Below are 21,387 nucleotides of genomic sequence, written 5' to 3'. Positions count from 1 at the left end.
CTACGCCGCGATGGTCATTCAACTCGAAGTCCGTGCCGAGCGTCGGATTGTGCAGCTTAACGAATTCCGTGTCGTCGATCACGATGAAGCCGTTTTCGGCGTAGATGTCCTCGATGCGCCCTGTTTCATCTTCGGCCAGCCGAACAGGCTTGCGTCGTCGAGCCCAATGATGGTCACTGCCTGATAGGTGCCGTCGCGCAGCTTGACAAGCGCGGCACCTGAATAAAGCGGCACTGCATATTTGACGCCGTCGATGCTGCGCACCGCATCGAGCACATAGTCCGACATGCCGATGCTGCTGGCAATCGTCTGCACCGCCGGATCCATCACCCAGATGAGCAGCTTGAACGCGAGACGGAGAATGCCGTTCATGGCTTCAGTTTGCCAAAGGAAATGCGCGCGCGGCTTGCGCGGCGCGAACTCATGGCCGGTCCGTGGGCCGCGGATTGAGCATGAACGCAAGGCACGCCACACCAATGCCAGCGATGATCACGCCGTACCGCGTCAGACTATCCAAGTCGAACAGCAGGCCGCGAATCGCAGTCACCATCCCGCCCAGCGAGACAAATACGGCAACAGCTGCTATGACGATCCTGTGTTCCGCGCGTATCATGGTTTTCTCCTTTTCGGCGCTGCGGAACGCGCCGTATGCCGTGAGGAGAAGACTGAACTCGCGCCCCCGGATTCCATTTGACATAGGTCAGCCGTCGCACACGCTCCCGCCGCGCCCGTTCCATTTAAAGTGCTTGTCGTCCTTCCCGCACCAGCAGTACGGGGCACGTCGAAAATCTGACAAAGCGCTCGGCGACGCTACCGATCACCATTCGCCGGATGCGGCGCCGGCCGTGCGTGCCAAGCACGACGAGGTCTGCCCCGATACGTTCCAGCGTGCGTTGCAGACAACTGGCAACGTCCTCGGAGAGTCCCTCAGTCTCGACGATCTCTGCGTCGCCGGCGACGTCGTGCTGCGCCATCTGCGCGCGTGCATCTGCAAGTACGCGCTCGCCGTCGCTACGCATCGCCCTCGTCAACGCGAGCGGGTCATATTCGCCCGCATAGGCAAACGTCGTGGAACTCTCCAGCACATAAACTGCAGTGATCTTCCCCTGCGACACGGATGCCATACTAATGGCTTCCGCAAGCGCGCGCTTCGAGGATTCGCTACCATCCACTGCAACCAGCATATGGTCATACATGACGGTCTGCTCCATGTGATTAAAACGACCAGAAAAAACGCTCTGCGATATTCGCATATCCGGCGCGGGTGAGATTCCGGATCGCCCGATCCTCTGTTCGACAAGCCTGACCGCAGCGTCGAACGCCATGCGCAATGCGACATCGGAATCCTCGGCCAGGGAATGTTCGACGGGGATAAGATCGTTCGTGCGCGTGACCAGAATGAGGCGCACTTCGTACTGGCGATGCCCGGACCCCGCAGCGGTCGCTTCGATCGCCAGGTGGCAACCAGAGATATGCTTCGCGAAGCGCTCGAGCCGCACGAACTGCGCGCCCGCCTCAGCTTCGATTTGCGTCGACCCGGCAAACCCCAGATACGCTATCTGCATGCCGACTCCCATCAATCACCTCTCAGAAGCGTCCCGCCTCAAATCATCAAATTCCGAACTCGCCCGAGTACGCTTCACAACGCCCCTTGCGGCGTTATCCACCGGATGGACGGCGGCGGCACAACGCCAGGACCGAGCCGTTCATGAAACGCCGTCTGCCGGGCAAACCACCTCGCGGCGCGCAAATGAGCCAGCGTTCGCTGCAACAACCTGTCAAATCATCATCGGCGCATTTCTGTCTCGATTGTTGACGTGCGTCAAAAGCTGCGCGCTCGCGTAGCGGGCGCAGTATGAAAGGACGTTATTTCACTCTGCACGCTGTTCAGTCCGCCACATTGCGGTGATCCTTGTCAACGGACGAGCCACGTCGAATACCTGCTTCGCGCAGGTCGTGCACGTCCTTTCGCAGGGCGGCTATCTCGCTGTGGAGGTGTCTGATGTCGCGGTGCATTTCGCGCCGCAGCGCCTTCTCTTCCTGGCCCACAAACATGGCTGCGATGCTCGCAAACACCAGCGACAACATGCCATATCCAAGCAGCACAACGAAGGCGGCAAAAATGCGGGATGCCGGGGTCGTTGGTGCAATGTCCCCGTATCCAACCGTCGCACTGCTCTCGAATGCAAGCCACACACCCTCCGCATAGCTATGCACGCGCGGCTCCAGCCAGTAGAACACCGCCCCGGAGGCTGGGAGTAGAACCGCGGCGGCAACGAAGAGCCACAGCAATCGATTAGGCGAAAGAAAGTCACGTAATGAAAACACGATTCGCATTGCCACGACGCCCATGAAGGCTATTCGTAGCACCCACTCCAGCGGCGGCCACGGTGTGATGCCCCATGTAGCGCTTGCCGCTGCTCCAACCAGGATGAGGGCATCGAAACGGTTGCGGCGAAGAAATCGCCCTCGTTCGCGACTCAGATACGTTATCCACGCAAGCAGGCTCGCAAAACCCATAAACATGCACAGATATAAGGCTCGTCCCAGTTCGAACAGGAAAGACGAGCCAGCGGTGAGCTGCATGTAGAACGCTGGAATCGCAAGCAGGCTAAACGCGAACAGGACCCAGCGAAGCCAGCGCCACGCACGCACTGTTGCGGGATTGTCGTGCGAATCCACGCCGTCCAGCCCTGCATTGAGAAAGCTGCCGTCCATTTCCTGAGTTGCGCTGAGGCGGTGACAGATGTGATCCGGGAAGCGACATCATCACTGAGTTTCAGGGTGCGTGCCGCGACGAAACTTCACGTTGGTTCATCGTATGAGAACCGCACACGCGATCTTTGACCTGGATCACGAAAGGACGACGACGCCGGCCAGGCGCCTTATGAGGCCTGCGAAGATACGATTCGTGACAGGGGTTTCCGCACGGCCACCCAACGTGCGCCAGGGCAACGTGTATCCGGCCGAGCGCGTTTCGCGCTGCTGGCATGGCAAAGCGGCCGGCCGGCCGAGCTCCATTTGCGCGCGCCCGCCTGATTTCGCCTGACGGTGGCGATTTCGCGGCAATGATCAGGCTGCGCGACGAAGTATGTCGTGCGATCCTGGTGCCCTCCAGAAGGGAGCCAGGTCCGTGCCCGTAGCTGCCGGCAGTCTCCGTGCTGCGACAATGCCTATAAGCCCGAGACGAACACCGGATAAGACTCGGTGTGATCTTCGACGCGCTTCACCCCAGGCGTGGCCTCTGCTGCAACAAGCACGGCCTTTACCGCGTCTACTGACTGAAACATGCCCCACAGGTGAACAACACCGTCCCTGACGACAATGTTGCGTCCAGCGAAGGCCCAGCTGCGACCAGCCAGCTCGCCCATCAGCATCGCCCGTATCTCGCGGTCGTTGGGTGCCGCATCGAGCGTCGCAGGCTCTTCCACCATACTGGCCAATACCTGGACGAGATTGGCACGGGTCACGATACCCACGAGCGTCCCTTGCCGTTTTACCGGAACGCGTTTGATGCGCCTCGTTTCCATAAGATCGGCAACCTTTCCTAGCGGTGTCGTTTCGTCAACGGAAACGACATCCGTAATCATCACGTCAGCCACCCTCAAACCGTGTGATTTCACGTACTCGCTAGCGTCACGGTTCAACGAGAACAGATCGAGCCACCCGCGGCGCTGAGGCTTGTCGGTATCAAGCTCTGTGCGATGAATCAGATCGCCTTCGCTGATCATGCCGACGATATGTCCCGCCGCGTCGACAACCGGAGCACCGCTGATTCTCTGCTCCACAAACACTTTCGCGACTTCGCGCACCGTCATTTCAGGTTTGACTGATATGACGGGCGTGCTCATTACATCCAAAGCATCCATGACCACTCCTTTTCACTCATGTTAGGAAATCCCTCAGCCTGACGACGAACGGCATCATGCGATGCAAACACTGACGTGTCGCCAGCCCTCTTCAGTTTCGATTCAGAATTATGTGTTCCGGACCCACCAGAACCGTGGGGGGTCACTACACAAGCTTCTGCGACCGAACAGGGGCGGTAACAAACGCCGGGCCGAATAGCGGTTCATACGCTCTTCAGACTATATGCAGAACGCCCTGCACCGTTTGACGTGGGTCAATTCTGGCGTCGGACGACCACGGTCCGAAAATGCCGCCTCAACCGGCTCTGTCCTGTGCGGCTCTTCATCTCGCGTCGTTTGGTGTTGCGCGAGGCCCTGGTGTCGAACATTCAGTTTTTGTCTGCCTGTCGAACTTGATGCAGATCAACGGACGTGGCGATCCGGCGCCCTAGCCTTCAAGTGTCCGCATCGACAGTCTCGCTACAACGAGGCTTGCCCTGAAACCAGAGTCCGAGGCACGAATGTCACAACACGAGGATATCCGGCACGCGATCGTTATTGGCTCAGGTATCGGCGGGCTTGCCTGCGCGGCCGCCCTCGCGAGAAGCGGGAAAGCCGTACTTGTGCTAGAGCAGCAGCACACGGCGGGCGGTCTCACCCAGACGTTCAGCCGTTACGGTTTTCAATGGGATGTGGGCCTTCATTACCTGGGTGAGATGGGGCCGGACGGTGACGCCCGCGCGGTCATCGACTGGCTTACCGGCGGAACCATGGTGTTCGCGCCGATGGGCACGGTCTACGACATCATTCACTTCCCCGGCGATTTCGAGGTTCGGTTCGCACGTCCGCAGGCCGCGCTACAACATGAACTCAAAGCGAAATTTCCGGACTCCGCCAATGACATCGATGCTTTTTTTTTCCGCGCTGATCGAAGCGGTTCACGCAGGCAAAGCCCTTTTTACGCAAAGAGCGATGTCGGGATTTCCTGGCGACGTATATGGACTCTGGCACCGCCGCGACGTTCGCAAATGGTGGGGCCGCAGCACTGCCGAGGTAGTCGGCGATCTCGTCCGTGATCCGCAACTGCGCGCCGCGCTTCTCGCGCAAAAAGGCGATTACGGGGGCATGGAACCCGAAAAAACGAGCTTCGGCATGCATGCTGTCGTGATGCTCCACTACCTGAACGGCGGCTACTATCCGGCAGGCGGCGGAAAGGCATTCGCTGAAGCGCTTGTCCCTGTGATCGAACAGGCAGGCGGCGCCGTCCGGCTAAACGCGAAGGTGCAGGCGCTACTCGTTGAGGACGGCACCGCCATTGGCGTGCAACTCGACGATGGGACACACCTGCACGCGCCCACGATTTTCTCGGACATCGGCGCACGCAATACCGTGGGTTCGTTGCCGGGTGAGCTGCGCCAGAGCGACTGGGCGGCGGAGATCCTTTCATTTTCGCCGTCGGTTTGCCACGTCACGCTGTATCTGGGACTCACAGGCGATATCCGCGCACATGGCGCCTCGGCGTCGAACCACTGGTTCCACGAAACGTGGGACATGGACGCTGGCGTGTGGCAAAACCCGGCGGAAGAGGCAACCGCTCCCGTCCTGTTCGTCTCGTTCCCGTCGCTCAAAGATCCTGCGCACGCCCCTGGCGACCGTCAGCGTCACACCGCAGAGGTCGTGGCAATAATCAGTTGGGAGCGGTTCGCGAGCTGGAGCGAGTCAAGATTGCAACACCGACCGGACGAATACACAGACTTCAATACGGAGATCGGGCGCAGCCTGCTCGCGCAGTTCGTGCGACATTTTCCCGAGCTTGCCTCGATGGTGGCCTTTCATGAGGTCTCCACCCCCTTGACGATGTCGGCTTACACCGGGGCACAGCGGGGCGCAAGCTACGGGCTTGAAGTGAGTCCGCGCGGGTTTCTTTCCGATAGCCTGAAGGCCCGGACGCCGGTTCCAGGGCTTTTTCTCGCCGGGCAGGACGTGACAACCCCTGGTGTAACGGGCGCAATGATGGGCGGCGTACTCTCCGCTGCCGCTATCGCTCATCAGATCTATCCCCATCTTCGCCAGGGCCGTGGCGTCGGTCCCGACAGGCTGCGCGCGCCCTAGACCGCCACGACATCTTGACATGGCTGTGACACTCCCATCTTGATCTCCTCGCTAACTAAATGGTCGACACGCCGCGCCGGAGATCGTGGACAACGGGGTTTCCTGAAAATCGTGTTCAACAACCGGCTTGCATGCCCCCCGATGTCAACTCCACGATCTCCGAAGTAATCTCGTCCTGACGCACAACCCTGAAACTTTGCATCAGCTCGACAAGCTTGTCGTTCACGTTCTGGCGCGCGGCAAGCATCGCCCGTACGCGGGCTTCGTTCTCAGCGGCGAACAACAGCATCGCCGCCTCGCACAACTCCACATAGACGTAGGCTTCGACGAGTCCGGCAAGCACAGTGTCGACCGGAAGCGTCAAGACGGGCGGCAGCAACCGCGGCGCGGCGTCGAACCGGGCGAAATCGAACGGGACCAGCTCGCGCTCGACGATCTCAGTCCTGGCCGCTTTCCCGGGCATCGCGTGAACAACTGACACCCGGTTTGCCCGCACAATTGTAGCCATGGACTCGTCGCGCGACCCTCCGTCGCCGTCCAGTCGGATTGAGGAGCAAGCGATGAACGGCAACAGTATTTCACTGCATTCCCTCGTGGACAAATGGCTTGCGCCTACTCTCTCAATGCCGGCGCGCGTGACGCAATTTGGTCACACGGTCTCGACTCATCTACGCTATGTACGATTGGAAGGCGGTACGACGACCGGCCAGGTATCGATAATCTTCTTCCAGCATCGCGACGGTTCGTGGTGCGTACTTCCGCCGGTCTCTGCGCGGCCCGCGATGTGCACGCGTCTCTTTGCTGCCTGAATATCCGAATGGACGGCGGACGCCCGCATCCGGTGATCCGGTAATGTCAGCAGTGGCCGACTGACCGGTGCCGCGTGGCGAAGATAATGCGACGTGCTGCCCTCGGAAGGCGCCGGCAAGGTATCGCTCCCAGCCGCTCGTGTGCTCCTGTCGCCCTCGGGTTAGAACGTATGGCTCATCCCGATTCCGAAAGAGAACTTCGCACCGGCCCCCGTCAAACGCAAACAGCTATCCCGGGGAGACCGGATGAGGAATAGACACGGATATCCACGACGAGTCTCCGGGGCCTCACGTGCGCAAGACTTGCAAATTCGCTCCGTCAACGCTTTACATCATGGGCGCGAGAAATCACGCCGTCGACAAATCTCTCGGCCAATTCATATGCGTGGCCAAGTACTTCCTCCAGGCGGCCGTTCTGTTCCTCACGTGCGTCAATGTGAATTCGCTCGGACTTCATTTGGTCGAGCGTCTCCTCTGTATTTGGGGTAACAGCCCACTCAACCGCATATCTCCCTAGGGCGAACTCCACGCACGAAACGCTGATCTTGAATCCCCGATAGATACGAATGTAGTCGGACACGATCGCCTCCTACGCCCAATCTCAATAAACCCAGTATGAGCGATCCAGTACAGCACGGCCATCACAGCAAGCGAAATCGAGCCATTTTTGAATGTGTCTCGTCAGAGAGGACTGCTCGCCTCTCGTAATATTCAAGATGCGATGCTCACCATTTCGGTCGACCGCTAGCTGGCCATCCGGTACTCGTGCTACAGCACGTACTGCAACGCGAGATCGAATCCTATGATGACCAGCGAACAGCCTAGGCCCGCCAGCACATTTGCGATCCTGTGCTCGAAATCGTGATTCCGGCTGATCCATGCCCCAACGAGGAAAATAGTTCCGAAGACGACCTGGAGCGCAACGAACACCAGCATCAGCAGAAACTCATAGCCCATGAACCTGAAGTTCGCGAAGTGCATCCCGTAGTCGAAAATCCACCTGCCCACCCGATGAACCTCATATGCCAGCAAAATGATCGGAAAGAGATAACTTGCAACATAGGTTGGCACGCTTGCGTGCAGCAGTTCCAGATGAAGGTGATGAGTGGCTTGCATGTCCCCTCCCCCCGATTTCAGACGATAAAGAACGCTTTGTTGAGCTGCGCGGCAACCGATCCTGCCGACGCGCCTTTGTATCACAGACGGACAAAACGCCGCATGCCCTCGATCACGGTCGACAACTGCTCGTGTTCGTGGAGAATAACGGTTATGGAGCTACGTCACCCCAGCGACTGCATAGCAAACTCCGCAGCAGTAGTTGAAATGCATTGGCAAACCGGTTTGCCGCCCACACCACCGGCAAACGCAAGAAGCCGTTCCGATAATTTTCATTGTAGTTACCCTGCATCCCACGCGAAAGCGTGCGGACGCCACAGCTTTGACGGAGATCAATCAATGCGTGCGCGGACACGGTGGCCCATGGGATCGACGCCCTTTCAACCGGATAAAGGCAGCCGGTTACCTGGATTGCAGATAGACTGCAACCGCCTTGGCCTCCTCGTCGTTCAATGTATGCGCCACTGCGCTCATGACGGGCGCGTTGCCACGCGCACCGTTTTTGAAGACCTCGATCTGATGCAACAGATACTCCTTATGTTGCCCGGCCAGCCGCGGGAATGTGCCGGCGCCCTGGGCCTGCGCGCCGTGACATGATGCGCAGGCCGGCACGCCATGATCCGGCACGCCGCGTTCGAAGATTTCCTGCCCCTTGGCCATCAAGGTGGCATCACCAGTCGCGCCCCGCGTTGCCGCCTGGTGTGAGAAATAGTCGGCCAGCGATTTGACGGCAGCGTCGTCCAGAAGTGCGGCCATGCCCCACATGTAATCACGGGCAGTGTTTTCGCCGCGCGCGTGCTCGCGGAAACCCTTCAGCTGGGCTTCGATGTACTCGGGTGTCTGGGCATTGAGCTTCGGAAACATCGGCGATTCGCTACGCCCGCCTACGCCGTGGCAGCCAGAGCAGATCTGCATGGCAATGCGGGCCCCATTCTGGTTTTGTGCGAGGGCTGGCGTCAAGGTGAGGCCAGCGGCGGCAAGCAACGCGATCACTGGCATTCGTGGAACGAGTATCTTTTTCATCAGCGTTCTCTTCAAGCTGAGCCGATTTAAGATATCAAGGGCCAACCCGTCTAGTCAGCATATGCTCTTTCCGAACTCAACGCGTAGGGAAAGTTCAAGGCAGACGTGCTGTGCCGCACATGCGAACGGTGCGGGTATGTTGGCCCCTATGCCGTTGGTAAAAGCGACATGCACCTACGTAAGATGCCCCACAGCGTGGATATCGGCGTTGCAAACGCAGGCACCGAACGGACCTCAGAGGAGAACAACGCCGCTCTGAAGACCAGCGCGAGCAGTAGCGCGCTTCTCATCTCGTTAGCCATATCGACTCCTTCATTGTTCTCGTTGCACATCGGCAAGCGATTACTAAACCATAGTGAAGGCGCTTCGAATTTACAAGCGGCCGTTTATGCGATTTGATTGGGATCAAAGATACAAAAAGAAAGGTGAGCCGTAAGACCGACCTTCGCATTTTTTGCGGGTGCGACTCACCCATTTCCAGGCTGGGCGGTGGATGACGGAGGGTAGACTTCTGCGCGTTCCAGCATCGGTTGCGGCCGCCGATGTGCGTGTCGCCTCCTGTTTCACAGACGCGGCGCGACGCAACGTCCCTGATCATAACGAGCGCATCATGTTTGCGACGCGCCTCTCTGCTATCTTGACTCCGGCCTTATGGGTGTCCGCTTTCGAGAAAATCGAAGTGTAGCCCCGGAGACGACAACACCGTTGACTGAGCGCTGTAGGGCCTCACAGCCAGGTGATCGCTGTGGCCGAACCCGGACCGATAGCGAACTTCCGTCGCCCCTGAGCCGTCACTGAGGGCAAGCCATAGCAAACCTTCGCAAAAAGCACGCTAACTCGGTGAGGTAAGCCCCCGGGCTTACCTCACTGAGTTATGAGGGACCAGCCAGAAACCGCGATTCCCCAATATATGTTCGCGCTGCCCCTGCCCCACCCCGGATCGGGTAATACGTCATGGATAGCCCGGCATGCCAGACAAATGACGGTTTCGCTTGGGGACGAAAGGCCGAACCGGCCCTCTATGCGCCCTTCAACCTTCTCTTTAACGGACCCTCAGCCTCGTCAAGCTGGTTGTAGGTACGGCGGGCTACGAGCGGGTTGCGGGTTACAAACGAGGAATGCCGCCGTTATCCGATCGTGCTTGCCTGGCGCGGCTTGCCGACAGAACAGCTTGTTGAGAGATAGCTACCGCTGCAACATGCTGCCGCATCAGTTGCTGTTCGGCCGGATCGGATCAAACATTCGACGTGGCGCACCGGGTGCAGCGATGAACGCAGCGGTAATCGGCGGCGCAGCAGGCGACGCAACGGCAACCGGCAGCGTAGTGAACTACGGCAGGTGGTTTAGCGGCCGGCAAAACGGCTACTAGCACTCATGTTTGCGTCAGTAGAAACGTGGTGAGTTGATCAAGGTCAATCATTCCAATCGGATAGGCGCGATGATTTAGTGAACGTGGGCATGTTGCCCGCCGTGATTTCACGAACGTAGGAACGGGACGTGACGGTGGGAATCGGCATGCAGATCATCTTTCCGGGCTTCCCCGTACGGCATCTCTAACGGCGGAAGCGGCCATACAGTTGTTGCGCCTTCAATCCTTCAGTGCCGGTTTTCCGGATTGTCGTCTGATGATCGAACACATGGGCTAGTGCTGTGGCAGCAGTATGCACGAGGTTCGCCTTGAGATCCTTACCGGAGCGCTCGGACTCAGGCGTATCGGACATTGGGTTCGCGGCAGCGCAGAAGCGGCAATTCGATATGCTTTCAATCTGGCGGTGCGGATGCTCGCGGTTATTCGTTGCCGCGCTCAGTGAACAGAGGGAGATTTGTGACATGCAGGCACCACAGCCAAGAAGCGCTGTACAGGTCATCATGAGGGAGCATCAGCAGCTATCGACCGTCATTGCGGGCATGCAGCGCTTCGTCGAACTGCTCGGCGCCGACGCGAAAACGCCGGGCCTGATGGTGTTCCGGGCGATGCTCTACTACATCCGCGAGTATCCGGAGCGGGTACATCATCCCAAGGAGAATCAGTATCTGTTTGCGCGCCTGTGGCACCGAACGCGAGAACTTGACCCGGTCATCGCCGACCTGGAAGCGCAGCACGCTCAGGGGGAAGCGCGAATTCGAGACATCGAACATGCGCTAACCCGCTACGAACTGGCTGGCAAGTCCGCATTGCCGGACCTACGCGGGATGCTCGACGAATATGCGGCGTTCTACAGCAATCACAGGCGCCTGGAAGAAGAGATCATTCTGCCTGCCGCGCGGCAATGGCTCACGGCGGAAGACTGGATCGAACTGGATGACGCATTTGGCGCGAACCGAGATCCGTTTGAAGGCGCAAAGCTCGATGAGGATTTCGAGCGTCTGTTTTCGCTGATCGTGCAGACGATCCCGGAAGCGCAGGCCTGAACGGTGGCGAGTCGCGCCGGAAGGGCGGCCCGGAACCCCGCCTGACGAAACTGCGAGCTTTATTTTCAGGCGTCTTGACCGGTCGCCGTTTCGATAGTGCGCCGGGTGTAGGCGCTCGCCGACAACCCGCTAGGGCAACGCCAATTTAAAGGTCAGGTCACGACGGAGAAAAAGATCGAAGATGACAGGCAAGCCCCTGCTTGACCAAAAGCTCCGAATGCCGGGCCATAGGGGGCGGTCATGAAAAAGACGTCTGATGGTTGAATACCCGATTCCATGTCACTTTTCATCCGCTGATTTTCGTGGTGCGGATTCCTGAACTCTTGAACAAATCAAGGAGAAGACATCATGTACAAGAGGATTCTGGTCGGCATGGACGGCAGTCAAACGTCGACACATGCTCTAGACGAAGCTGTGAGGTTGGCGAGACTTGCGCAAGCGACTATTCATGCCGTGTATGTCGTGGACAAAACACCGATCTTCAACTATGCGGGATACTACGATCCTGTCGTGCTCGTCGAGGCATTGCGCAAGGATGGGCGGACGGCACTCGCGAGTGCAGAGGCCGCGTGTAGAAAGGCGGGCGTCGCTTGCGAAGCCGAGCTCGTCGAAACGGAACGGATGAGTGAAGACGTTGCAGAAGCGCTTCAACGCTATGCCGAACGCAATAGCATTGAGCTTGCCGTGATGGGCACGCATGGGCGCAGGGGTGTGCGACGGATCGTGCTCGGCAGCGTAGCCGAGCGCTTCGTGCGCTTTTCCCATTGTCCCGTTCTGCTGGTTCGGGGCACAAAACCGGCAAACTCAACCGAAAACGAAGGCTGATCGCGAGGACGTCATGGTGTGCCGTCAATACGGCATCTTGCTTGCGCTGTTCGGTGTGTTCGTTTCTCTGAGCGCCCAAAGGGCTGGGCGGCGACAATTATCTTGGCCGGTCGTTGACGATTGTTTTGGCCGGTGGTGAGGAGTCGGAGGCGGCGTAGCCGCCGGAGACGACGAACCACCGGCGGCGCCGCGTCGGCGGGGCTTTAGGATGGGCTGATCGAAGCTTTAAGAAGAAGCCGTCAGCTCATGTCTGGAACCCGCATTACCGACCAACAGGTTCGTCTTTACATGACCAAGCGCAAACACCATCCGCAGGAAGTCGCGGCCGCCAAGGCCGGAATAAGCGTGCGTTCCGCACGCCGCATCGAGCGTGACGCGACTCTGCCATCCCAGAAGCCTCGGCGCTCCTGGCGCACCCGTCCCGATCAGTTCGCCGATGTCTGGGATAGCGAAGTTTTACCGCTACTGCGTAACGCTCCCCATCTGATGGGCATTACGATCCTGCGCAAGCTGCAGGAGGATCACCCGGAGCGCTATCCCGACAGCATGCGCCGCACGCTGGAGCGACGCATTCATCAATGGCGGGCGCTTGAGGGCCCCAGTCAGGAGATCTTCTTCCCCCAGGAGCATCAGCCCGGCGTGCGTGGGCTGTCGGACTTCACCGATATGAGCAAGCTGTGCGTGACGATTGGCGGCGCACCGTTCGCGCACCGGCTGTACCACTTCGTGCTGGCGTTCTCACGCTGGGAGTATGCCTACGTAGTCGAGGGCGGCGAGAGCTTCGAGGCCCTCGCAACCGGATTGCAGAACGCCCTGTGGCAGGCGGGAGGTTGCCCTCGCGAGCATCGCACCGACAGCCTGTCGGCCGCCTTCAAAAACCTGAGCGAGAAGGAGGACTTCACGATCCGTTACAAGGCGCTGCTCGATCATTACGACATGCAGGGCACGCGCAACAATCGCGGTCTGGGTCACGAGAACGGGAGTATCGAATCCTCGCACCGGTATCTGAAGGACGCGGTCGATCAGGCCTTGATGCTTCGTGGCCATCGCGACTTCGCTGATCGTGCTGCCTACGATGAATTCATCCGCGAGCAGGTGATGCGTCGAAACCGGCGCAACGCCGCCGCGTTCCGTATCGAGCGCCAGCAGCTTCAGGATCTGCCGGAGTACCGTTCCACCGACTTCGTCGAGGAGGAGGCTCCTGTGACCCGCTGCAGTACGTTCACGGTGCGCGGCATCCTCTACAGTGCGCCGTCGCGCCTGATTGGTCACCGGCTGAAGGTGCGCGTCTACGGCGACCGGCTCGACTGTTACCTGTCCGGCGTGCTGGTGCACAGCACCGCACGGGGCTCCCGTGCGCACGACAACCGCCACGCGCTAGATTACCGCCACTTCATTGGCTCCCTGAAGCGCAAACCGCAGGCATTCAAGGGGCTCGCGTTTCGTGACGCACTGTTCCCGCGCGAGGCCTACCGCCGGACCTGGGAACAACTCGATTCCCGCCTGTCGCAACGCGAAGCATGCAAGACGATGGTTGGCCTGCTTGAACTCGCCGGCCTGCACGGCGTGGAGGCCGTACTGGCCGGACAGCTTGACGTGTTGCTGGAAGCCGGCGAGCTGCCCGATCTCAAAGCGCTGCGTGAGCAGTACGCGCCCCGTGAGGCCTCGTGTCCTGAAGTGGAGGTTCAGATGCCGCCCGTTGCCGTCTATGACGAACTGCTCGAGGAGATGGCAGCATGAACGCGCCCGCACATGACGGTGGCCGCCTGGCCCTGATGCTCAACGAGCTGCGCTTGCCAACGATCGGCAGGTTGTGGCCCGAGTTCGCGGAGCGCTCGGACAAGGAAGGCTGGCAGGCCACGCGACTGCTTGGCGCACTGCTTGAGCACGAGCTGGCTGAGCGCGCCAAACGACGCATCGAGCGGCACCGCACCGAGTCGCAGATGGACCCGACCAAGACGCTCGCCACCTTCGACTTCAGCGCCGTGCCAATGGTCTCGAAGGCCCATGTCACGGCGCTGGCCACCGGCGAGTCATGGCTGGAGAAAGGCGCCACGGTCCTTCTGTTCGGGCCACCTGGTGTCGGCAAGAGCCATCTCGGATCGGCCATCGGGCACGCCCTGATCGATGCCGGATACCGCGTGCTGTTCACGCGCACCAGCGAACTCGTCCAGAAGCTGCAGGCGGCACGCCAGAGCCTGCAGTTGCCTTCCGCACTGGCCAAGCTCGACCGCTTCGACCTCATCGTCCTCGATGACCTGTCGTACGCCCGCAAGGACCAGGCCGAGACCAGCGTGCTGTTCGAACTGATTGCCGAGAGGTACGAGCGTAAAAGTCTTCTGATAACGGCCAATCAACCGTTCTCGGGCTGGAATGACGTGTTCCCTGACCCCGGCATGACGGTCGCCGCCATCGACCGGCTTGTGCATCATTCGACGATCTTCGAGCTCAACGTCGAAAGCTACCGCCGCCGCAAGGCCGGCGACAAACAGAACGCACGGCGGCGTCAATTACACGACGACAACCCTGCCATCCCGTTCAGTGGCCCGCCACCTGAGGACGGCAACGTTGCGCAGTAACGCATCCGTGACCCGGTAACGGGTCACGAAATCGACCGGATCTGGACAGGAAAATGGCAAAAACAGCAGCACAACGGCAAGCCGAATATCGGGCCCGGCGCCCTCATTCGGGCTCGGACGATAACGGTCAGCGTCGCCTGAACGCCTGGATTGACACCCGCGCCTTCCTCGCGCTTGCCCGGGTGGCGCGCCGTTACGCAGTAACGAAACAGGAATTGATCGAGAAACTGATCATCGCGGAAGAGGAGCGTGTTCTCGCGGGGATCGATTGCGATTCAGCGCAGTGGCAGGAGTACTTCGACAGCCCATTGTTACGCAGTAACGATGAGCGTCAACTACGCGATTACCCACCGACAACTACGAAGGAGCAACGTCAAATATGACCTTATAACCAGCGACAATTACCCCGTTGACCGGCCAAGATAGTTGTCGCTGACCGGCCATGCTGCTTGACGCTGTCTACAAAGGGCGCCATTCGTGTGTGTGATTCACGCACATTGTTTCAACTTAAACGAAGTGGCTGGACCCGCCACGCTCGCCAGACCTCAACGTGACGTGCGCATCGCTCTGGATAGACGCGCACGGACGCGTCGGCCAAATGCACGCGCGAGTGTTGATGCGCAGCGAGCTTGTGTATGCATTTCATTGATGCGCGCGAGCAGCACCCGGTAGCCGACGTCAATCAAGATGCATTCGGTGCCTAATTCCTAGTCTCTGGACGCCTGCGCATCAAGAGCGATATGCCTGCTAAGCGCCTCAAAGCGCTCCATTACATTGTCTCCGAATAGCGGATCGGGACTGGCCGGTACGGTCGTGTCTACTGCTGCCCAGTCCTGCTCTGTTAGCACCTGTGCAGCGTGCGGCATCACTTCCCGCTCCTCAGTGGAAAGGTGGTGACGATAGTACACAAGGTATGTGGCAGTAGCTGCTTCTAGTGCGGCGCGCGGCGTCACTACGTCTTCCGCGGCTTCGTTGATACGATTCAGGAGTTCATCGCCCGCCGTGGCAATCACGCGATGCTCCTGTTGAAGACGGTCCACCAATAATTGAGACCCTGGATCCCGTGCGGCAATCCGCGCATATGCAACATCCTCCCGCGGATGGTGAACACAATCGGTAAAATTCCGCATGTAGTAAAGAATATCGCCCATAAGCGCGTAATTAGGGCTTTCGCCCGCGTGGAAGGCTGCTACCTGTTCTTCCAGAATATCGAGAAGCCGGGCGAAATTGATGTGCTCGGCATGCCATACGGCGAGTGGGTCGGCCATGGTGTGCTCCATGAAAATGGGACAAGTACACGATAGACCGTTTGGACCAGCGCAGACATGCATTCCTTGCGCACGCCGAGGTCGGTAGGGGAGTCGATCAGTGCAATTGAAATGCTAGCAACTCAAAACCAGGAAAGGCTGACATAGGTCAACGCACTGATCGGTTTCGCGAGCCGTTTTTTCGTCAACATAGGGACGCATCAGCCGGGCGGCGAGGACGTTCAGGAAGCGGGGCGTCCTCATATGTCTCTCGGACCCGGCGTCCCCGATCCGCCGGCCAATCCTGCACTGCCTCCCCATGAGAATTCCAGTCATCATGTTTGACCGGTGCCTTGTTGTGCACGCGAAAACGATTCCGGGCGGGCTGTACCACGAGTATTCACTGGCAGCCGTTGGCACTTGATCCGGTTTTCGCGGACCACAACTCGAATCTGAAAACCGCCGGCAGCCTGCTTCGACGAATCGTGTTCCATGACCGGTGGTGTCCGCTGTTGAATCCAGGTCCTGAGACCGCTTGCGACTCATGCACACAAAGCCGCACCGGGCCGGCGTGCGCCACGTCAGTCTCGAGAGCGCGCCATTCCGGGGGCTGGCGTCACCGATCGACTTTTTCGACTGTCAGGCGGCCTTGCCTTTCCTGCGGGCGCGCAGTAGCGTGGAAATGCTCACTCCCGATTGCTCGGCTGCCTGCTGGTAGGTCTTTCCCTGCCTGATCAGGGTCAAGCCCTTGTTCACCAGGCGCGGTGTCGCGTTGGGCCGGCCGAGGCGCTTGCCCCTGGCGCGTGCATTGGCCAGGCCCGAGCGGACACGTTCCCGAATAAGCTCCCTTTCGAATTCCGCGATCGCCGAGAGCAAATGCGCGTGCATCCGGCCCACTGGTGTGCTCATGTCGATCTGGCTAGTACAACATCCCGTAAATAGGTTGAATAATTAACTGCCTCGGATATCATGTCTGGATGAGTCGAGGCCGCCATGCAACGCCAGTGAAGCTGGCGAATAAAGAACGACAGGAACTGCTATCGCTAATTGAGCGGAAAACGGCTACGCAGCGAGATGTGATGCGGGCGCGTATCGCGTTGTGGGCCCACGAGGGTCACTCCAATACGGTGATTGCGCGGGAACTGGGTGTCTCGGTGCAAACGGTCTGCCTGTGGCGCAAGCGCATTGCCCGGCAAGGTGTCCTGGGTATTCGCGAGGGCGAGCGCAGTGGCCGTCCGCCACGCATCACGCACGAAGCGCGACTGCAGTTGATTGCGCTGGCGTGTGAAGCACAGGAACCTGAGGGACGGGTCACGCCGACACTCGACGAGATTGCGGCGCGTGCCGTGGAGCGTGGCGTCGTCGGGCAGATCAGCCGCAGTCACGTGCAGCGCATTCTGCAGGCCGGCGACGTACGCCCGCACCGGGTCCGGCAATGGCTGCACAGTCCGGACCCGGCCTTTCGCGAGAAGGTCAACGTGATTTGCAAGCTGTACCGCAAGGCGCCGCGAAACGCGGTAGTGCTCAGCATCGACGAGAAGACCGGCATTCAGGCCATTGAGCGCAAGCACCCGGGACGGGCACCCGCGCCAGGACGGCTGCGTCGCCGTGAATTCGAATATATCCGTCACGGCACCCAGGCGTTGATTGCTGCGCTCGATGTGCATACCGGAAAGGTGTTGGCAGAGTGCCGCGAGCGGCGCACCCAGGACGATCTGGTAGCCTTCATGGAACGCGTGGCAGCCGCGTACCCGGACAAACAGGTGCACGTGGTTTGGGACAATCTGAACTCGCATCGCGCCCAGGCCGTCTGGCAGGCGTTCAATGTGCGGCATGGCAAGCAGTTTCATTTCCACTTCACGCCGTTGCACGCAAGCTGGGTCAATCAGATCGAACTCTGGTTTGCCCGTTATACGCGCCGGGTGCTGCGCCATGCCAGCCACACCAGCACCGCGCACCTGCGCGAGCGCACCGGGCAGTTCGTCGGCGAGCACAATCAGGCCGCACGCCCCTTCAAATGGAGTTTCCGGGGCTATCCGCTGCAAAGCGGTGCATCGTAATCGAGGAACGCAGATGCCAGCTGTACCCGCCAAACACCACGCTGCTGAACTGCAGCGTCAACTGCGCAGCCTGCTCGGCCATGAGCAGATTGTCACGCAAGCCTACGGGCGCCACTTGCTGATCAAACGTCTGGACGATGAGGAGCCAACCGTCGTGGCGCGCCTCACCGAGCTCGGCCGCAATCGATATGGCGCCGCCTTTCGCAGCCATAGTGGGCGTTGGGAACCGCTGCCGGGCACGGGTTCGCTCGACGAAATGGCCGACGTGGTCGTCACGCTCCTGCAGCCTTATTTGCAGCCCGATAATTATTAAACGTATTTGCGGGATGTTGTACTAGGTACGACGAAGGCCACTCCAAGCGCTTCCAATTCCGCTATTGTCAGGATCAGGTCCTGCACGCTGCGCCCCCAACGGTCCAAGGCCTGGACCAGGATCACATCGACGGCGCGGGTGCGCGCCAGTTGCATGACCTCTTCGCGCAGCGGCCGCTTTTGTGACGCGCCGCTGACGGTTTCCTGCATCTCTCGCACGATCTTCCAGCCGCGGGCTTTCGCGTAGTTGCGCAATTCCCGCCGTTGCCGGTCGGTGGATTGGTCCGGGGTGGACACGCGGGTATAGACCGCCGCACGCATGGTCAAAAACCCCTCCGATTCTGGTGCCCAGCCCCCAGTCCTGGCGGGCCTTGCAGGGCATCGTTTTCGACCGTCAAAATCAGGTGATTCTGACGGTCGTCTACTAAGCTTAGGGCTACGCTGAAAAAGGTCAACGGCATTGGGCGTTCAATCGTTAGATGTGCATGAAACAACAGACCCTTGCGATGGCGGCCGATCAAGGCGCCGGATTTGAACAGTACCGTCGGCCAACCAAACGCGATGTGTTCCTTGAGACGATGGAGCAGATCGTGCCGTGGGCGCAACTGTGCGAGGTTGTCGAGCCGTACTATCCGAAGGGTCAAGGCGGTCGCCCGCCAGTGGGTCTGGAGCGCATGCTGCGCATGCACTTTGTGCAGCACTGGTTCAGCCTGGCCGACGAAGCCTGCGAGGAAGCGCTGCTGGATAGCACCGCGTTGCGGCGATTCGTCGGGATTGACCTGGGGCGCGAGCGCGTTCCTGATGGTACGACGCTCTTGAAGTTCCGGCGGCTGCTGGAGCGCAACAAGCTCGGCGAGCAATTGTTCGCCAGGGTCGGCGAGGTACTGCAAGGGCGCGGACTGAAGGTAGGCACCGGCACGATTGTGGATGCCACCATCATCGGTGCGCCCAGTTCCACAAAGAATGCGGACAAGGCGCGAGACCCCGAAATGCATCAGACGAGGAAGGGCCAGCAGTGGTACTTCGGCATGAAGCTGCACATCGGTGTGGATAGCCAGACGGCTCTGGCACACAGCGCGGTAGTGACGGCGGCGAACGTGCATGACAAGCATCCGCTGCCGGCGCTGCTGCACGGCGACGAGCGGCGTGTGTACGGTGACAGCGCCTATGCGAGCCAGAAGGAACTCATCGCCAGCAAGGCGCCGAAAGCGAAGGACTTCACCAACCAGCGTGTGCGCAATCGCGGTGGTGAAGTCGATGAAGCCAAGCGCTCGAAAAACCGCAACAAGTCGAAGATTCGTGCCCGGGTCGAACACGTCTTTGCGGTGGTCAAGCGGCTGTGGGGCTTCGGCAAGGTGCGCTATCGCGGCCTCGCGAAGAACGCCACGCGCGCCTTTACTGCACTCGCGCTGGCCAACCTCTACATGAGCCGCACGCGGCTGATGGCACAGGTGCGTCCATAAGCAGCCAAAGTGGGTCGAGAGACCCGCTTGCAAGGCCCTTCAGGGCCAGGAAATCGAACCAGTAGCGTCGCTGATCTCGCGTTCCGAAATTCAGCATCAAGCTGTCGGCGAAAACGATGGCTTCTTCAGCGAATGAAAGGGACTTCCCCGTCCCGAGGCTGCGGCGGAAGCCGCGAATCGGCATCACAGTGCCATGATGGAGTCTCGAACCTTCATCAACACCAACAAGAGGGGAAGTCCATGCCAATTGTCACCGTCGGAATCGATCTTGCCAAGAACGTGTTTGCGATTCACGGAGTGGACGAGTCCGGCAAGGCTGTGCTGGTCAAGCCGCGCGTAATGCGCGACCAACTCACAGCGCTCATCGCTCAGTTGCCGCCTTGCCTCATCGGCATGGAAGCCTGTTCCGGCGCCCATCACTGGGCCCGCGTGTTCCAGCAATATGGCCACACCGTGAAGCTGATGGCGCCTAAGCTCGTGGCACCCTACCGGATGTCGGGCAAGCGCGGCAAGAACGATGCGGCGGACGCGGCGGCTATCTGTGAGGCAGTGACGCGCCCGAGCATGCGTTTCGTACCGCTGAAGGACGAACACCAGCAGGCCACGCTCTGCCTGCATCGGACGCGGCAGGGTTTCGTCGAGGAACGCACTGCGATCTACAACCGCATACGTGGCCTGCTCTCCGAATTCGGCGTGGTGCTGCCGCAGAGCCCGGAGCGTCTGCGAAGGGAGATCACGGTTCCTCTCGAGGCACTGCCGGGCTGGGCCAGACGCTGCATCAGCGATCTGCTCGAGCACGCAGGCAACATCGAGGACCGGCTGGCCGAATACGACCGCGCGATCAGCGAAATAGCACGTTACGACGCGCGCAGTCGGCGGCTCATGCAATTGCGGGGCATCGGCCCGACCACAGCGAGCGCGCTGCTTGCGAGCCTGGGTGTCGGACATGATTTCAGCAACGGTCGTCAGGTGGCTGCCTGGCTTGGCCTGACGCCGGGACAGCATAGCAGCGGCGGCAAGCAGCGGCTGGGCAGCATCACAAAGGCGGGCGACGCCTATCTGCGCAGTCTGCTGGTGAACGGTGCACGCGCCGTCCTCGCGAATCTCGGCGAGAAGCAGGACCGCTTCAGCCGCTGGGTGCGAAGCCTCGTGGAGCGCCGCGGCTACTGGCGTGCGGCTGTGGCGATCGCGGCCAAGAATGCTCGAATGGCATGGGCGGTCCTGAAGTACGGCGACGACTTCAAGCACGACCCGGTCGTCGCGTGACTTCCAGACGGATTCATCAACCGCACACCAACGAGAAGCAACGTACGATGAGCCAATAAACGATCACTTTGCACTGCCAGCGGTGATGTGAAGCGGGTTGGACCCGCGCGGGGTATGCCTGATAAGGCTACAGGGATTTCAGTCCCGGTCAGCGAACGAGGCCCTCGCGCGCGTCTTTCATCAGGGTCCGGGCCATTGGCCCAACATGACCGGTTGTAGTACAGCAGTCCTTCAAGGCAGCATGGCAACAACAGAAAACCACATTTGTGCTTGCGCTCAATGGGGAAGCCCTTGTAGTAGCCTTAGACCTGTCTG

General features: G+C 59.9%; 24 protein-coding genes and 2 pseudogenes. 13 read left to right on the top strand and 13 right to left on the bottom strand.

All coding sequences use genetic code 11. The features are described from left to right. Position 1: 1 nt before the first annotated feature. The 5 genes and pseudogenes from B0G77_RS33150 to B0G77_RS33130 all read right to left on the bottom strand — a co-directional run. Positions 2-372, bottom strand: a pseudogene (locus tag B0G77_RS33150) (ABC transporter permease); the annotation flags it as partial. A 49-nt stretch (positions 373-421) separates the two neighbouring features. After that, the gene (locus B0G77_RS33145; RefSeq protein WP_133666048.1) at positions 422-613 is read right to left on the bottom strand and encodes a DUF2964 family protein; all 192 of its coding nucleotides are present in this window, start codon (positions 611-613) and stop codon (positions 422-424) included. Between the two features lie 124 nt (positions 614-737). Further along, positions 738-1,565, bottom strand: a complete 828-nt coding sequence (locus B0G77_RS45630; protein ID WP_347814198.1) for a universal stress protein — start codon at positions 1,563-1,565, stop codon at positions 738-740. 322 nt (positions 1,566-1,887) lie between these two features. Further along, on the bottom strand, positions 1,888-2,718 hold the full coding sequence (locus tag B0G77_RS33135) for a potassium channel family protein (RefSeq protein ID WP_133666047.1): 831 nt from the start codon (positions 2,716-2,718) through the stop codon (positions 1,888-1,890). Positions 2,719-3,173: 455 nt separating this feature from the next. Next, complete coding sequence (locus B0G77_RS33130) at positions 3,174-3,869, bottom strand: CBS domain-containing protein (protein ID WP_133666046.1); 696 nt, start codon at positions 3,867-3,869, stop codon at positions 3,174-3,176. Positions 3,870-4,369: 500 nt separating this feature from the next. Here B0G77_RS33130 and B0G77_RS33125 point away from each other — a divergent pair, with 500 nt between their 5' ends. After that, the gene (locus B0G77_RS33125) at positions 4,370-4,924 is read left to right on the top strand and encodes an FAD-dependent oxidoreductase (RefSeq protein WP_133666045.1); all 555 of its coding nucleotides are present in this window, start codon (positions 4,370-4,372) and stop codon (positions 4,922-4,924) included. Beyond that, positions 4,821-5,960, top strand: coding sequence for an FAD-dependent oxidoreductase (locus tag B0G77_RS33120; RefSeq protein ID WP_347814197.1), 1,140 nt, complete (start codon positions 4,821-4,823; stop codon positions 5,958-5,960). Before B0G77_RS33125 ends, B0G77_RS33120 begins: the two co-directional genes overlap by 104 nt. A gap of 115 nt (positions 5,961-6,075) precedes the next feature. Here the strand turns inward: B0G77_RS33120 and B0G77_RS33115 are convergent. Further along, positions 6,076-6,441 (bottom strand): annotated as a pseudogene (locus B0G77_RS33115) (F0F1 ATP synthase subunit gamma); the annotation flags it as partial. 79 nt (positions 6,442-6,520) lie between these two features. On the opposite strand from B0G77_RS33115, the gene B0G77_RS44805 reads away from it, so the two are divergent. Continuing rightward, positions 6,521-6,769 carry a hypothetical protein gene (locus tag B0G77_RS44805; RefSeq protein ID WP_133666042.1) on the top strand — a complete coding sequence of 83 codons (249 nt, stop codon included), beginning with the start codon at positions 6,521-6,523 and terminating at the stop codon, positions 6,767-6,769. Between the two features lie 319 nt (positions 6,770-7,088). On the opposite strand, the gene B0G77_RS33105 is transcribed toward B0G77_RS44805, so the two are convergent. From B0G77_RS33105 to B0G77_RS33090, 3 genes are all read right to left on the bottom strand, one after another. After that, a complete protein-coding gene (locus B0G77_RS33105) occupies positions 7,089-7,349 on the bottom strand; it encodes a hypothetical protein (protein WP_133666041.1) in 261 nt (86 codons plus the stop codon). A 188-nt stretch (positions 7,350-7,537) separates the two neighbouring features. Next, positions 7,538-7,885, bottom strand: coding sequence for a hypothetical protein (locus tag B0G77_RS33100; protein ID WP_133666040.1), 348 nt, complete (start codon positions 7,883-7,885; stop codon positions 7,538-7,540). A gap of 402 nt (positions 7,886-8,287) precedes the next feature. Beyond that, positions 8,288-8,908, bottom strand: coding sequence for a c-type cytochrome (locus B0G77_RS33090; protein WP_133666980.1), 621 nt, complete (start codon positions 8,906-8,908; stop codon positions 8,288-8,290). Between the two features lie 1,174 nt (positions 8,909-10,082). Between B0G77_RS33090 and B0G77_RS33085 the strand changes: the two genes are divergently transcribed. After that, positions 10,083-10,277, top strand: a complete 195-nt coding sequence (locus tag B0G77_RS33085; RefSeq protein ID WP_133666039.1) for a hypothetical protein — start codon at positions 10,083-10,085, stop codon at positions 10,275-10,277. A 184-nt stretch (positions 10,278-10,461) separates the two neighbouring features. Here the strand turns inward: B0G77_RS33085 and B0G77_RS43570 are convergent, their stop codons facing one another. Continuing rightward, positions 10,462-10,779 carry a hypothetical protein gene (locus B0G77_RS43570; RefSeq protein ID WP_166656244.1) on the bottom strand — a complete coding sequence of 106 codons (318 nt, stop codon included), beginning with the start codon at positions 10,777-10,779 and terminating at the stop codon, positions 10,462-10,464. Between B0G77_RS43570 and B0G77_RS33080 the strand changes: the two genes are divergently transcribed. From B0G77_RS33080 to B0G77_RS33060, 5 genes are all read left to right on the top strand, one after another. Then, positions 10,739-11,320, top strand: a complete 582-nt coding sequence (locus tag B0G77_RS33080; RefSeq protein WP_133666038.1) for a hemerythrin domain-containing protein — start codon at positions 10,739-10,741, stop codon at positions 11,318-11,320. The genes B0G77_RS43570 and B0G77_RS33080 overlap by 41 nt on opposite strands. A gap of 348 nt (positions 11,321-11,668) precedes the next feature. After that, positions 11,669-12,145, top strand: coding sequence for a universal stress protein (locus B0G77_RS33075; protein WP_133666037.1), 477 nt, complete (start codon positions 11,669-11,671; stop codon positions 12,143-12,145). 246 nt (positions 12,146-12,391) lie between these two features. Further along, positions 12,392-13,885, top strand: a complete 1,494-nt coding sequence (gene istA, locus B0G77_RS33070) for an IS21 family transposase (protein WP_133663638.1) — start codon at positions 12,392-12,394, stop codon at positions 13,883-13,885. Then, positions 13,882-14,724: an IS21-like element helper ATPase IstB gene (gene istB, locus B0G77_RS33065; RefSeq protein WP_243751053.1), complete on the top strand. Its 843-nt coding sequence runs from the start codon at positions 13,882-13,884 to the stop codon at positions 14,722-14,724. The genes istA and istB overlap by 4 nt, the downstream gene beginning before the upstream one ends. A 53-nt stretch (positions 14,725-14,777) precedes the next feature. Then, the gene (locus tag B0G77_RS33060; RefSeq protein ID WP_184069220.1) at positions 14,778-15,107 is read left to right on the top strand and encodes a hypothetical protein; all 330 of its coding nucleotides are present in this window, start codon (positions 14,778-14,780) and stop codon (positions 15,105-15,107) included. Between the two features lie 324 nt (positions 15,108-15,431). Here B0G77_RS33060 and B0G77_RS33055 read toward each other — a convergent pair whose 3' ends face one another. After that, entirely contained in the window at positions 15,432-15,992 is a 561-nt protein-coding gene (locus B0G77_RS33055; protein WP_133666036.1) for a hemerythrin domain-containing protein, read from the bottom strand. Positions 15,993-16,610: 618 nt separating this feature from the next. Continuing rightward, a complete protein-coding gene (locus B0G77_RS33050; protein WP_279571366.1) occupies positions 16,611-16,886 on the bottom strand; it encodes a recombinase family protein in 276 nt (91 codons plus the stop codon). 62 nt (positions 16,887-16,948) lie between these two features. Here B0G77_RS33050 and B0G77_RS33045 point away from each other — a divergent pair, with 62 nt between their 5' ends. Beyond that, complete coding sequence (locus tag B0G77_RS33045; RefSeq protein WP_133666034.1) at positions 16,949-18,031, top strand: IS630 family transposase; 1,083 nt, start codon at positions 16,949-16,951, stop codon at positions 18,029-18,031. Positions 18,032-18,044: 13 nt separating this feature from the next. Continuing rightward, the gene (locus B0G77_RS33040; protein ID WP_133664562.1) at positions 18,045-18,344 is read left to right on the top strand and encodes a hypothetical protein; all 300 of its coding nucleotides are present in this window, start codon (positions 18,045-18,047) and stop codon (positions 18,342-18,344) included. Here the strand turns inward: B0G77_RS33040 and B0G77_RS33035 are convergent. Further along, the gene (locus tag B0G77_RS33035) at positions 18,341-18,664 is read right to left on the bottom strand and encodes a recombinase family protein (RefSeq protein ID WP_243751416.1); all 324 of its coding nucleotides are present in this window, start codon (positions 18,662-18,664) and stop codon (positions 18,341-18,343) included. The genes B0G77_RS33040 and B0G77_RS33035 overlap by 4 nt on opposite strands. Positions 18,665-18,828: 164 nt before the next feature. Between B0G77_RS33035 and B0G77_RS33030 the strand changes: the two genes are divergently transcribed. Beyond that, positions 18,829-19,806, top strand: coding sequence for an IS5 family transposase (locus B0G77_RS33030; RefSeq protein WP_133665138.1), 978 nt, complete (start codon positions 18,829-18,831; stop codon positions 19,804-19,806). A 240-nt stretch (positions 19,807-20,046) separates the two neighbouring features. Next, positions 20,047-21,072: an IS110 family transposase gene (locus B0G77_RS33025; protein ID WP_133666032.1), complete on the top strand. Its 1,026-nt coding sequence runs from the start codon at positions 20,047-20,049 to the stop codon at positions 21,070-21,072. Positions 21,073-21,387: the final 315 nt, after the last annotated feature.

The organism is Paraburkholderia sp. BL10I2N1 (assembly GCF_004361815.1).
GTDB lineage: Bacteria > Pseudomonadota > Gammaproteobacteria > Burkholderiales > Burkholderiaceae > Paraburkholderia.
Note: the sequence above shows the minus strand (reverse complement) of the source record. Positions and strands in the feature narration are given on the sequence as shown.